Below are 12778 nucleotides of genomic sequence, written 5' to 3' on the forward strand. Positions count from 1 at the left end.
GGGAGATCATCGACCAGGAGGGCCCGACGGCCCCGGCCGGGGCCGTGCGCCAGGGTAGTGGTGTGTGGGTGCCGGTGCAGCCCGCCGCCGCAGGTCAGAAGCTCGCCTGGCCCGGCACCGGGCTGGCCGCCGTACCGGTGTCCGGCGGGGACCGCACCATCGGCGCGCTCACGGTCCTGATGGGCGAGCAGGGCGAACCCACGCCTCAGCAGTGGGACTTCCTCCGGGATCTGGTCGCCTGGACCGAGGAGCGGATGAGGCAGGCGCCCCCGCCCTCCGGGCCTTCCCAGAGCGAGCCGAGCGGCCACCGTGACCGGCTTCGGCAGGCGCTGAAGGAGGTCAGCGTCGGCTCGTGGGACTGGGACATCCAGGGCGGCGAGCTGATCTGGGACGAGGCGGCCCTGGAGCTCTACGGCACGCGGCCCGAGGACTACACCGCCAGGGTCGAGAACTGGATGGCGTGCGTCCACCCCGACGACCTGGCGCCGACACTGGACGCGGTGGACCGGGCGATCCGCGAGCACGGCGTGTTCGAGGCCGAGTACCGGGTACGGCGCCTGGACGGCACGTACGGCTGGACGCAGGCCCGCGGCCGGGCGACGTACGACGAGCACGGCGAGCCCCTCCGGATGATCGGCGTGGGCTGGGAGAGCAACGAGTCGCGGTCGGCCCGGGACGCGCTGAGCCGGGCCCTGCGTCATATGAGCGACGGGTTCCTCGCGGTGGACGAGGAGTGGCGGATCACCTTCGCCAACCTGGAGGCGGAGCGCACGCTGGGTCTGTCCGAGGAGGAGCTGTTCGGGCGCCTGCTGTGGGAGCTGCCCACGGTACGGAACGTCCCCGGTCTGGAGGACCGCTGCCGGAAGGCCGCGGCGGAGGAGACGCCGGTCGGCTTCGACGCCCAGCTGGAGGGCACCGGCCGTCGTCACCACCTGCGGCTGGTCCCGGGTCCCGACGGGGTCACCCTCTACCTCACCGACGTGACCGAGAAGCGGCAGCACGAGGAGGAGCGCCGGGCGTCCGAGCTGGCGGTGGCGCGGCGCGCGGTCCGGATGGGCGAGCTGACGGCCGCGCTCGCCAAGGCGACGACCTCGCAGGACGTGGTGGCGGCGGTCGCCCGCCGGGTGCTGCCGCCGTTCGCCGCCGCCGGGCTCCTGGTGCAGGCCGTCGAGGGCGACCGGCTGCACACCGTGGGCGCGGACGGTTACCCGGACGACTTCCTGGCCACCGTCGACGGCCGCGTGCGCACGCCCGGTGAGCCGGGCTGGGACGTGATCGCGTCCGGTCTGCCGATGTTCCTCTCCTCGACCGAGGAGTACGCGGCCCGCTACCCCGAGCTGGCCGCCAGACCGGAGCGGGCGGGGAAGGAGGCGTGGGCGTTCCTGCCGCTGACGGCGTCCGGTCACACCTTCGGGGTCTGCGTCGTCGCCTTCGACCGCGCCCGCCGGCTCACCGACGAGGAACGCACCCTGCTGACCACGATCAGCGCCCTCGTCGCCCAGGCCCTGGAACGGGCCCGGCTCTACGACGCCGAGCACACCCGGTCCCGCGAACTCCAGCGGAGCCTGCTCCCCCGGGTCCTGCCCGAGCTGCCGGCGTGCACCGCGGCCGCCCGCTACCTTCCCGCGGGCCAGGGCATGGACGTGGGCGGCGACTGGTACGACATCATCCCGCTCTCCGGCGGCCAGGTGGCCCTGGTGGTGGGCGACGTCATGGGCCACGGCCTCCCGGAGGCGGCGACGATGGGCCGCCTGCGCACCGCGCTGCACACCCTCGCCGACCTGGAGCTGCCGCCCGACGAGATCATGAGCCATCTCAACGAACTCGTCGCCGGTATGGGCGAGGAGTCGTACGTGACGTGTCTGTACGCGCTCTACGACTCGACGACCCAGATCTGTTCCATCGCCGGGGCCGGGCATCCGCCACCGGCCGTGGTCCACCCGGACGGCACCGTCCACTTCCCGGAGCTGTCGGCCGATCCACCGCTCGGCGCGGCGGAACCGCCGTTCGAGACGGTCGAGTTGAAGGTGCCGGAGGGAAGTCTCCTCGTGCTGTACACCGACGGCCTGGTCGAGTCGTCGAAGCGCGAGATGGACGAGGGCATGGCGGACCTGGCCCGCATCCTGAGCACAGCGCACCGGACCGAGTCCGGCGCGGAGGCGGACCTGGAGGACCTCTGCGACACCCTCACCGCGGGCCTGCTCCCGGCCGAACACTCGACGGCCGACGACGCCGCCCTCCTCGTCGCCCGCCTCCACGCCCTGACCAGCGACAAGATCGCCTCCTGGCCGCTCCCCCAGGACCCACGCGCGGCCGGCCAGGCCCGCCGTCACGTCCGGGAGCAGCTGCGCACCTGGGGCCTGGAGGACCTGACCCCGACCACGGAACTCCTGGCCAGCGAGCTGGTCGGCAACGTCGTGCGCCACGCCAAGGGCCCCGTCAGTCTGCGCCTGCTGCACGGCGCCGAGCTGATCTGCGAGGTCTTCGACGGCAGCCTGACGATGCCCCGGATCCGCCGTGCCACGGACACGGACGAAGGCGGGCGCGGTCTGCAACTGATCACCGCCCTCTCCCAGCGCTGGGGCACGCGCTACACGCCGACGGGCAAGTGCATCTGGACGGAGCAGACCCTGGGCTCTCCCGGAGCCCGGCAGGAACTCCCGGACGACGCCCTGGAGTTGATGTTCCCGACGGCGGCGGACTTCACCGGGGACCTCGACTCGCTGCCGTTCGGTGACGAGGACTGACGGGACGCCCCGGACAGTGGCATCGAGCGCGGAGTCGCGAACTCAGCACGGTTCCATGGCAGTTCCGTCCCTCACGTAGCCCTTCTCCTTGTCGACCACGTTCCGCAGCGGCCGGCCCTCCGCCCTGCGGGTGAGGTTCTCCAGGAACAGGTCCGCCAACTCGGCGCGCCAGCCGGTGACTTCGCCCGCCGTGTGCGGGGAGACGATCACGCCGGGCATGTCCCACAGCGGTGAGGCGGCGGGCAGCGGCTCCTGCGCGAAGACGTCCAGGGCCGCTCCGGCCAGGCGGCCGTCCGCGAGGTGCTCGACGAGTGCCTCTTCGTCCACGAGGCCACCTCGGCCGACGTTGACCAGGCGGGCTCCGGGTTTCATCGCGCCGAGGACGGACGCGTCGACCATGCAGCGGGTGGCGGGGGTGAGCGGGGCCGCGAGGATCACGTAGTCCGCGCCGGCGAGCGCGGTCCGCAGGCCCGCGCCCTCGTGCACGGTGCCGAAGTCCGGGTCGTCGGTGCGTGCGGTGCGCCCGGCTCCGCATACCCGCATGCCCACGGCGCGCAGCATGCGGGCGACGGCACGGCCGATGGGCCCGGTCCCCCACACCAGTGCCGTACGGCCGCCGATGCGTTCGCTGTCGCGGGGGCGCCACTCGCGGCGCCGCTGGTGCTCCCAGCTGCCGGGGAAGTCCTTGGCGAGGGCGAGGACCAGGCCGAGGACGTATTCGGCGATGGCCCGGTCGTAGACGCCCCGCGAGTTGGTCAGCACCACGTCCGGGTGGTCGACCAGGGCCGGGAAGAGCAGGGAGTCCACTCCGGCGGCGGCCACGTGGACCCAGCCGGGGGCGAGGGCCGGGTCCTTCGGCCAACTCGCCGCGACCGCGGGGGTGATGGAGTGCCAGCACAGGAGGGTGTCCGCGCCGGGGAGCAGGAGCGGGAGTTCCTCCTCGGTGGCGTACACGGTGTCCGCGATCGCTTCGATGTGCTCGGCGTTCGGCGGCAGGGTGCCCTGGTGCAGGACGACGAGCCGGTCAGCCACGGCCGTCCGCCGCCCCGGACACCACGGGGATGGCCAGGTATTTGTACTCCAGGAACTCGTCGATGCCGACCCGTCCGCCCTCGCGGCCCAGCCCCGACTGCTTGACGCCGCCGAAGGGCGCGGCGGGGTTGGAGACCAGGCCGGTGTTGATGCCGACCATGCCGGTCTCCAGGCGTTCGCCCACGCGCAGGGCGCGGTCGAGGTCGCGGGTGAACAGGTAGCCGACCAGGCCCCATTCGGTGTCGTTGGCGGCGCGCACGACCTCGTCCTCGGTGTCGAAGGTGAGGATCGCGGCGACCGGGCCGAAGATCTCCGCCCGCATCAGTTCCGACTCCGGGCGGACCTCGGTGATCACCGTCGGCGGGTAGAAGTGGCCGGGCCCGTCCGGGACTTCGCCGCCGGTGAGCACCTTGGCGCCGCGCGTCACGGCGTCCTGGACGAGGCCGTCGGCCTTGGCGCGTCCGGCGGCGTCGATCAACGGTCCCACCTGGGAACCGGGTTGCGTGCCGGGACCGACGGCGAGTGCCGACATCCGCTCGGCGAGCCGTGCGGCGAACGCGTCCGCGACCGCGCTGTGCACGAAGAAGCGGTTGGCCGCGGTGCACGCTTCGCCCATGTTCCGCATCTTCGCGACCATGGCACCCTCGACGGCCCGGTCGAGGTCGGCGTCCTCGAAGACGATGAAGGGTGCGTTGCCGCCCAGTTCCATGGAGGTGCGCACGACGGTGTCGGCGCATTGGGCCAGGAGCAGCCGTCCGACCTGGGTCGACCCGGTGAAGGAGAGTTTGCGCACGCCTCCGCCGCGCAGCAGGGGCTCGATCACCCCGGCGGCGTCCGTCGTGGTCACGACGTTGAGGACGCCCTCGGGCAGTCCCGCCTCGGTGAGGATTCCGGCGAGGGCCAGGCTGGAGAGCGGGGTCTGCGGGGCGGGCTTGAGGATCATGGTGCAGCCTGCCGCGATCGCCGGTCCGATCTTGCGGGTGCCCATGGCGAGGGGGAAGTTCCACGGGGTGATGAGGAGGCAGGGGCCCACCGGCTGGCGCATGACCAGGACACGGTTGGCGCCGTCGGGGGTCCGGGTGAACCCGCCGTCGATCCGGACGGCCTCCTCGGAGAACCAGCGGAAGAACTCCGCCGCGTAGCCGACCTCGCCGCGCGCCTCCGCGAGGGGCTTGCCCATCTCCAGGGTCATCAACAGGGCGAGTTCTTCCCGTCGTTCGAGGATGATCTCGTAGGCGCGGCGCAGGATCTCGCTGCGGGCGCGGGGCGCGGTCGCCGCCCAGGCCTCCTGCGCCGACACCGCCGCATCGAGGGCGCGTTGCCCGTCGGCCGGTGCGGCGTCGGCGACCTCGCACAGTCGCTCGCCGGTCGCCGGGTCGTCCACGGCGAAACGGCTGCCGTCGCCCGCGTCCTGCCAACTCCCGCCGATGAACAGCTGCTTGGGAACAGTCTCGACGACGGACACGGTGTCGACGACGGACGTGGTGGTGGTCATCAGCGGGTTCCTCCGGGCGGGTTCGGGTCGAGCAGTTGGGCCAGGTGCTGGGCCTGCGGTCCGTCGGGGCCGGTCAGATGGGCCGCCTGGGTACGGCAACTGAAGCCGTCGGCAAGGACGGTGGCGTTCGTGTCGAGTGCGGCGAGTTTCGGGGCGAGCGAGAGGGCGCCGACGGCCGTCGAGGTGTCGTAGTGCTCGGCTTCGAAGCCGAAGTTGCCGGCCAGGCCGCAGCAGCCGTTCGCCTCGTCGACCTGTCCGACGCCGAGGCGGCGCAGCAGTGCGTTCTGGGTGGTCTCGCCGAAGACGGCGTACTCGTGGCAGTGGGTCTGGAGGGTGACGCGGTCGGGGACGGCCGCGGGTTTCCAGTCGGGGTCGGCGAGTTCGGTCAGCGCGCCGGAGAAGGTGTGGACGCGGGCGGCGACCCTGCGTGCGGTGTCCGTGCCGAGGAGGGCGGGTGCGTCGTGACGGAGTGCGGCGGCGCAGCTCGGTTCGGGTACGACGATCGGCAACTCGCCCTCGGCGTCGAGCCGTTCGACGGTTCGGGTCAACACGCGGCGGGCGATGCCCAGTTGGCCGGTGCTGATCCAGGTGAGCCCGCAGCACAGCCCGTCGCGCGCGGTCGCGGGGACCCCGGCGTCGGCGAGGACGCGGGCGGCGGCTCCGGCGACGTCGGGGCGGAAGGCCCGGGTGAAGGAGTCGACGAGCAGGACGGCGGCCGGGGTTGACGGCTGCGGCGGCAAGTGGGCTTGGAGGTCACGGCGTCGGGCGAAGCGTGGCAGGGTGCGCTCGGTGGTCACCCCGCCGAGCCGTGCGACCAGTCGGCCCGACGGTCCACCGAGTACGGCGTTCACGGGACGGGCGAACCAGCGGGCCGGCGCCGCCCACCAGGGCAGCCAGCCCAGGCTGTAGTGACTGAGCGGGCGCAGCCGACGCCGGTAATGCCGGTGCAGGAACTCCGACTTGTACGTCGCCATGTCGACGCCCACCGGACAGTCGGCGGCGCAGGCCTTGCAGGACAGGCAGAGGTCGAGGGCGTCCCGTACCTCCGTCGAGCGGCTGCCGTCGGTGATGACCGTGCCGGGGCCGTCGCGCAGCATCTCCTGCAACAGCCGGGCGCGGCCTCGCGTGGAGTCGCGTTCGTCGTGGGTGGCGCGGTAGCTGGGGCACATGGCTCCGCCGGTGTCGCTGCGGCAACGGCCCACCCCTATGCATCGACTCGCGGCTTCGGCGAGGCCGCCCGGGTCGTCGGGGAAGGTGAACCCCCCTTGTCGTGCACGGGAGTTGACCGGCGCACGGGAGGTGATCGGGTACAGCGCGAGGTCGGCGTCGACGGCCGCCGGGTCGACGATCACCCCGGGATTGAGAATGCCGTCGGGGTCGTACAACCGCTTGTAGGAGGCGAACGCGGCGCGCATGCGCGGGCTGTACATGGCGGCGAGGAGTTCGCTGCGGGCGCGGCCGTCGCCGTGTTCGCCGGACAGGGTGCCGCCGTGCGCGACGACCAGCGCGGCGGCCTCCGTCAGGAAGGCGCGCATCGCGGCGGCGCCCTCCGGCGTCGCCGGATCGAAGTCGACGCGGACGTGGACGCAGCCCGCGCCGAAGTGGCCGTAGAGCACACCGGTGAAGTCGTGCTTGGCGAGGAGGGTGCGGAAGTCCCGCAGGTAGTCGGCCAGTTGGCGCGGGTCCACGGCCGCGTCCTCCCAGCCCGGCCAGGACGTGCCGCCGTCGACCAGGCGGGCGGCGAGTCCCGCGCCGTCCTCGCGGACGCGCCACAGGGACCGGCGTTCGGCGGGGTCGTCGATGACGCGGCCCGCCACCATCCGCTCCCCCGCGCGGAGTTCGGCGAGGACGTCGGCGGCTCGCGCGTCGGCTTCGGTCTGGTCGGTGCCGTCGAGTTCGACGTAGAGCCAGGCGGCGCCTTCGGGAAGGCCGGTGACGGCGTGCGGGCCGCGTCGGTGGCGGAGGGTCGCGACGATGGCCCCGTCCATGCCCTCGACCGCGGTGGGCCGGTGGCGCAGGATCGCCGGGACGTCCAGGGCGGCGTCCACGACGTCCTGATAGCCGAGCGCGAGCAGCGTGGTGGCCGCGGGTACGAGATGCAGTCGTACGGTCGCGCGGGTGACGATCGCGCAGGTGCCCTCGGTGCCGACCAGGGCCCGGGCGGTGTGCCGGCCGTGTTCCGGGAGGAGGTGGTGGAGCTGGTAGCCGGAGACCTGGCGGGGGATGCGGCCGAGTTCGGTGCGCAGGGCGGCGAGGTTGGCATCGACGAGCCGGGTCAACTCGGCGTCCAGGGCGACGAGTTCGGCCGCGTTCTCGCTCTCGACCGCGCGCAGTCCCCCGACTCCGGCGACCGCGCGCACGCCCGTGGCCGTCACGATCTCCAGCTCTTCGACGTGCTCGACCGTCCGGCCGTAGCGTACGGAGTGGTTGCCGCACGCGTCGTTCCCGATCATGCCGCCGAGGGTGCAGCGGCTGTGGGAGGACGGGTCGGGGCCGAAGAACAGGCCGTGCGGTGCGGCGGCTCGCTGGAGGTCGTCGAGGACGACGCCGGGTTCGACGACGGCGGTGCGGGTGTCGGGGTCGACGGCGATGACTTTGTTGAGGTGACGGGAGAAGTCGAGGACCACGCCGGGCCCGATCGCGTTGCCGGCCATGCTGGTGCCCGCCCCGCGCGCGGTGAGCGGGATGCGCAGATCGCGGCAGGCCCGTACGAGCGCTGCCACGTCCTCGGCGGAGCGCGGGAAGGCGACGGCGAGGGGCGGCACCCGGTAGTTGGACGCGTCGTACGCGTACTGAGCGCGCCGCCCCTCCCCCGTGTCGACCTCCAGCCCCGGAGCCGTCCGGGCCAGCAGGTCGGCCAGGGAGCGGGCGTCGGTCATCCGGCCGTGCCCACCGCGACGGCGGCCGACCAGGCGCGCAGCCCCTCGTCGATCGCGCCCGCGTCGACGATCAGCGGCGGGATCATGCGGACCACGTTGCCCCACGGTCCGCACGGCAGCAGGAGCAGCCCTTCCTCAACAGCCGCCCGCATCACGCGCGTTGCCGCCCCGGGGTCGGGCTCGCCGGCCTCCGTCACGAACTCGCTCGCCAGCATCAGACCGAGCCCGCGCACGTCACCGATCGCGGGGATCTTCGCGGCGACCTCGTCGAGGCCCGCGCGCAGCCGGGCGCCCATGGCGGCGGCGTTGGCGACAAGGTTCTCCTCCTCGACGACGTCGAGCGTGGCGACGGCCGCCGTACAAGCGACGGCGTTCCCGCCGTACGTACCGCCCTGCGAACCGGGCCGCGCCTTCCGCATCAACTCTTCGGAGGCGGCGATGCCGGACAGCGGGAAGCCACTGGCCAGGCCCTTGGCCGTGATGAGGATGTCGGGGCGGACGTCGAAGTGGTCGTGGCCCCAGAAGCGGCCTGTGCGGCCGACGCCGGTCTGGATCTCGTCGAGGACGAGCAGGATGCCGTGCCGGTCGGCGCGTTCCCGAAGGCCTTGCAGGAAGGCGGAGTTGGCGGGGACGTAGCCGCCCTCGCCCAGGACCGGTTCGACGAAGATCGCGGCGGTGTCGTCCGGGTCGGAGACGGTCTGGAGGAGCTGGTCGAACTCGCGCAGCGCGAACCGGGTCGCCGTCTCCTCGTCCCAGCCGTAGTGGAACGCGTGTGGGAACGGCGTGATGACGACCCCGCCCATGAGCGGCCCGAACCCGGTGCGCACCTTGGCGCCGGAGGTGGTCATCGACGCGGCGGCGACCGTACGGCCGTGGAAACCGCCGTGGCAGACGACGACGTTGGGCCGGCCGGTGGCCTGGCGGGCGAGCCGCAGCGCGGCTTCGACGGCCTCGCTGCCGGAGTTGGCGAAGAACAGGCTGTCGAGGCCGTCCGGCAGAACCGCGCCGAGCCTCTCCACCAGACGCTGCAACGGCTGGTGCATGACCGTCGTGTACTGGCCGTGGATCAGCGTGGCCACCTGTTCCTGCGCGGCGGCGACCACCTTGGGGTGGCAGTGGCCGGTGCTGGTGACGCCGATGCCGGCGGTGAAGTCCAGATAGCGGCGGCCGTCCGTACCGAAGAGGTACACCCCCTCGCCGCGTTCGACGACGACCGGTGTGGCCTGGCGCAGGTGCTCTGACAGGTGTGTCATACGGCGGTTCTCCCACGACGTGAGGAGGTGCGGGGGACATCTCTCACCCTGTGGGCGGTGCGCCGGGAGGGGCAACGGGCAACGTGTCCGCCCGGCCCGCCCGGTGTGGACGGTCTGTCAACCGGACGGCGGCCGCGGAACACACTGTCCACCCGGCGGTGGCGAAGCGAACACGGTGTTCATTGACGGTCGCCGCGCACTGAACCAAGGTGTTGGCCAACCCCGGACCGCCTCACCGCCTCGCTTCCCACCTCGGTGACCTGTCGGTCTCTCCGGCGTACAGCGGCGTACGCATTCGAATGCTTGACGCAAGCCCTCCTCCGCTCCGGTCCCCCTGCCGGCGCGCGTCCCCCGGCAGCCCTCGCGTCCCCAGGAGCCTCAAGCATGTCCGTGACCTCGTCCACCACCACCGGAGGTGCCTCGTCTCTCGACGACGCGCCCGTCAGTTCCTTCCACCGCCGGATCATGGCGGTCGCCATGGGCGGCCCGTTCTGCGACGGCTATCTGCTGGGCGTGATGGGAGTCGCCCTCGGCCTCATCACCCCGGCACTCGCCCTCGACACCCTGTGGACCGGCCTGGTCGCCGCGTCCGTCCTGATCGGTGTGTTCATCGGCGGCGCGGTCTTCGGCCCGATCACCGACCGGGTCGGCCGCCATCTGATGTACGTCCTCAACCTGGCCGCGTTCGTGGTCTTCTCGGCGCTCCAGTTCTTCGTCGCGGAGGCCTGGCAGCTCGTAGTGCTGCGGCTGCTCATCGGCGTGGCGATCGGCGCCGACTACCCCATCGCCTCCGCCCTCACCACCGAACTGGTCCCCCGCCGACTGCGCGGCCCCTCCCTGTCCGGCCTGGTGCTGGCCTGGTGGATCGGCTACGGCGTGAGCTACTGGGTCGGCTGGGCGCTGACCGGTCTCGGTGCCGACGCCTGGCGCTGGATGCTGGTCTCCGGCGCGGTCCCGGCGCTGGTCTTCCTCGTCTTCCGGGCCGGCATCCCGGAGTCCCCGCGCTGGCTGGCCTCGCGCGGCCGGATGGACGAGGCGCGGGCCGTCGTCAGCAAACACCTGGGCCCCGACATCGACGCCGACGAACTCCTCACCGAACCCCGGCGGGAACAGCGCGGCGGCTCGGGCCTCGGCAACCTCGTCGAGATCTTCAAACGCGGGCACACGGTCCCCGTCGTCTTCTGTTCCGTCTTCTGGATCTGCCAGGTCGCGCCGGCGTTCGCGCTCCGCTCCTTCCAGCCGCAGATGCTGTCGGCCTTCGGCGTGGAGAGCACGTACGGCGCCAGCGCGCTGATCACCACACTGGCGGTTGCGGGCATCGCCCTCGGCCTGGTCGTCGTCAACCGGATCGGCCGCCGCCCGCTGCTGATCAGCACGTTCGCGTGCATCACGGTCGCGTTGCTCGCGCTGGCGGTGCTGCCGCTGCACTGGGCGTTCCTGGTGGTGACCCTGTTCGCCGCGTTCCAGTTCTTCGAGGCGGCGGGCAGCGGGCTGCAGTTCGTCTACCCGAGCGAGTTGTTCCCGACCGACCTGCGGGCCACGGGAGTCGGCATCGCGACCGCGATGAGCCGGGTCGGGTCGGCCACGTCGACGTTCCTGCTCCCCATCGCCGCCGACGACCTGGGTGTGCGCGGCACGCTCGGCATCGCGGTGGTGATCACGCTGGCGGGGCTCGTCGTGTCGTACTTCCTCGCCCCCGAGACCAAGGACCTGGCCCTGAAGGACGTGGGCGTGAAAGGCCTGGGCGCGTCCGAGACCGGCAGCCGTTCCTGAAGTCACCGAGCTGTTCAACACCCCTCCCCCATCAAGGAGTTCACGTCATGCGCAAGGTCGTCAGCTTCGACTGCTACCGCACCCTCATCAACTTCGACACCCGCGCCGCCACGCACGAGATCGTCAAGGACCGGCTCGCCGAACTCGACGTCGACCCGGACCAGTTCCACCACGACGCGTACGTCATGCGTTTCCAGGGCGTCGTCGACGCGTACCGCCCCTACCGCGAGATCGTCCGCGGCACCCTGCGCAACGTCATGCTGCTGCACGGCCTGGAGTACCGGGACGAGGACGGCGAGGCGCTGGTCGAGGCCATCAAGAAGTTCAAGCCGTTCCGTGAAGTCCCGGACGCGCTGCGGCGGTTGAAGGGCGAGTACGACATCGCCATCCTCTCCAACAGCGAGGACGACCTCATCTCGTACGCCGTCGACGAGCTGGGCGTCGAGTGGGACTACGTCCTGACCGCCGAGCAGGCCGGGGCGTACAAGCCGTTGCCGCAGGCCTTCGAGTATCTGATGAAGGCGACCGGGCGCGGCCCGGAGGACATCATCCACACCGCCCAGGGCTGGGAGTACGACATCATGCCGACCAAGCGGTACCCGGGCATGCGGCGCATCTGGGTGAACCGGTACGGCTTCCCGGGCTCGGCCGCGTTCCAGCCGTACGAGGAGATCAAGGACCTGTCCGAGCTGCCCGGCCTGCTCGGCGTCTGATCCTCCCGGCACCCGCACCCGCCCGCCGCTTCGAAAGGAACACCCCCGTGAGCGCGACCACGCTCGGCCGGCCCGGACCGGTCAACGGCCGGATCTCCCACTGGTTCAGTGAACTCCCCACACCACGCCCCGCGTTGCCCGGCGACCGCGATGCCGATGTGTGCATCGTGGGTGCTGGTCTCACCGGCTTGTGGACCGCGTACTACCTGAAGCTGGCCGACCCTTCGCTCCACATCACCGTCCTGGAAGCCGAGTTCGCCGGTTTCGGTGCGTCCGGGCGTAACGGCGGCTGGGCCTCGGGGCTGGTGCCCGGGGCGCGTGACCGGCTGGCCGAGCGGTACGGGCGGGACGCGGTGCTCGACTACCAGCGCGCGATGAACGAGGCCGTCGACGAGATCATCGCCGTCGCCGAACGAGAGGGCATCGACGCCGACATCGTCAAGGGCGGCACCCTGCGCGTGGCCCGGACCCCGGCCCAGGCGAGCCGACTGCGGCACAAGACCGAGGCCGACCATGCGTGGGGTGTCACGGACTCGGTGATGCTGACGCCCGAGGAGGCCGCCGAACGTATCCGCATCGAGGGGATGACGGCCGCCGCTTGGACGCCGCACTGCGCCCGGTTGCAGCCGGCGGCGCTGGTGCGGGGGCTTGCCGATGTGGTCGTACGGCTTGGCGTGAGCCTCTACGAGAAGTCGCCGGTGAGTGCTGTCGAGCCGGGGCGGGCGGTCACCGCGCATGGTGCGGTGCGCGCGCCTGTCGTGCTGCGGGCGACGGAGGGGTTCACCGCGTCGTTGAAGGGGCTGCGGCGGGCCTGGCTGCCGATGAACAGCTCCATGATCGTGACCGAGCCGCTGGCGGAGGGGGTGTGGGACGAGATCGGGTGGGT

At 72.1% G+C, this 12778-nt stretch carries 8 protein-coding genes; 4 read left to right on the plus strand and 4 right to left on the minus strand.

Annotated features, from left to right (window positions below; all coding sequences use genetic code 11):
- On the plus strand, positions 1 to 2747 hold a 2747-nt coding region (locus AC31A1_RS33875), incomplete at its 5' end, for a SpoIIE family protein phosphatase (protein WP_489656978.1).
- Positions 2748 to 2789: 42 nt separating this feature from the next.
- On the opposite strand, the gene AC31A1_RS33880 is transcribed toward AC31A1_RS33875, so the two are convergent.
- The 4 genes from AC31A1_RS33880 to AC31A1_RS33895 are packed head-to-tail and all read right to left on the minus strand — an operon-like array spanning position 2790 to position 9406.
- Positions 2790 to 3779 carry a D-2-hydroxyacid dehydrogenase gene (locus tag AC31A1_RS33880; RefSeq protein ID WP_489656979.1) on the minus strand — a complete coding sequence of 330 codons (990 nt, stop codon included), beginning with the start codon at positions 3777 to 3779 and terminating at the stop codon, positions 2790 to 2792.
- Positions 3772 to 5274: an NAD-dependent succinate-semialdehyde dehydrogenase gene (locus AC31A1_RS33885; protein ID WP_489656980.1), complete on the minus strand. Its 1503-nt coding sequence runs from the start codon at positions 5272 to 5274 to the stop codon at positions 3772 to 3774. Before AC31A1_RS33885 ends, AC31A1_RS33880 begins: the two co-directional genes overlap by 8 nt.
- Complete coding sequence (locus AC31A1_RS33890; RefSeq protein WP_489656981.1) at positions 5274 to 8153, minus strand: FAD-binding and (Fe-S)-binding domain-containing protein; 2880 nt, start codon at positions 8151 to 8153, stop codon at positions 5274 to 5276. The genes AC31A1_RS33885 and AC31A1_RS33890 overlap by 1 nt, the downstream gene beginning before the upstream one ends.
- Positions 8150 to 9406 (minus strand): aspartate aminotransferase family protein, encoded by a 1257-nt coding sequence (locus AC31A1_RS33895; RefSeq protein WP_489656982.1) that lies wholly within the window; start codon positions 9404 to 9406, stop codon positions 8150 to 8152. The genes AC31A1_RS33890 and AC31A1_RS33895 overlap by 4 nt, the downstream gene beginning before the upstream one ends.
- A 384-nt stretch (positions 9407 to 9790) precedes the next feature.
- Between AC31A1_RS33895 and AC31A1_RS33900 the strand changes: the two genes are divergently transcribed.
- From AC31A1_RS33900 to AC31A1_RS33910, 3 genes are all read left to right on the plus strand, one after another.
- On the plus strand, positions 9791 to 11179 hold the full coding sequence (locus AC31A1_RS33900) for an MFS transporter (protein WP_489656983.1): 1389 nt from the start codon (positions 9791 to 9793) through the stop codon (positions 11177 to 11179).
- A gap of 47 nt (positions 11180 to 11226) precedes the next feature.
- The gene (locus AC31A1_RS33905) at positions 11227 to 11892 is read left to right on the plus strand and encodes an HAD-IA family hydrolase (RefSeq protein ID WP_489656984.1); all 666 of its coding nucleotides are present in this window, start codon (positions 11227 to 11229) and stop codon (positions 11890 to 11892) included.
- Between the two features lie 47 nt (positions 11893 to 11939).
- Positions 11940 to 12778: NAD(P)/FAD-dependent oxidoreductase (locus AC31A1_RS33910; RefSeq protein WP_489656985.1), on the plus strand; the 839-nt coding region annotated here is incomplete at its 3' end.

The organism is Streptomyces sp. P5F9 (genome assembly GCF_057961495.1).

Excerpts from the sequence above, each read along its gene's own strand:
- AC31A1_RS33885 (WP_489656980.1), bottom strand. The coding sequence starts at position 5,274 with ATGACCACCACCACGTCCGTCGTCGACACCGTGTCCGTCGTCGAGACT.
- AC31A1_RS33890 (WP_489656981.1), bottom strand. The coding sequence starts at position 8,153 with ATGACCGACGCCCGCTCCCTGGCCGACCTGCTGGCCCGGACGGCTCCG.
- AC31A1_RS33895 (WP_489656982.1), bottom strand. The coding sequence starts at position 9,406 with ATGACACACCTGTCAGAGCACCTGCGCCAGGCCACACCGGTCGTCGTC.
- AC31A1_RS33900 (WP_489656983.1), top strand. The coding sequence starts at position 9,791 with ATGTCCGTGACCTCGTCCACCACCACCGGAGGTGCCTCGTCTCTCGAC.
- AC31A1_RS33905 (WP_489656984.1), top strand. The coding sequence starts at position 11,227 with ATGCGCAAGGTCGTCAGCTTCGACTGCTACCGCACCCTCATCAACTTC.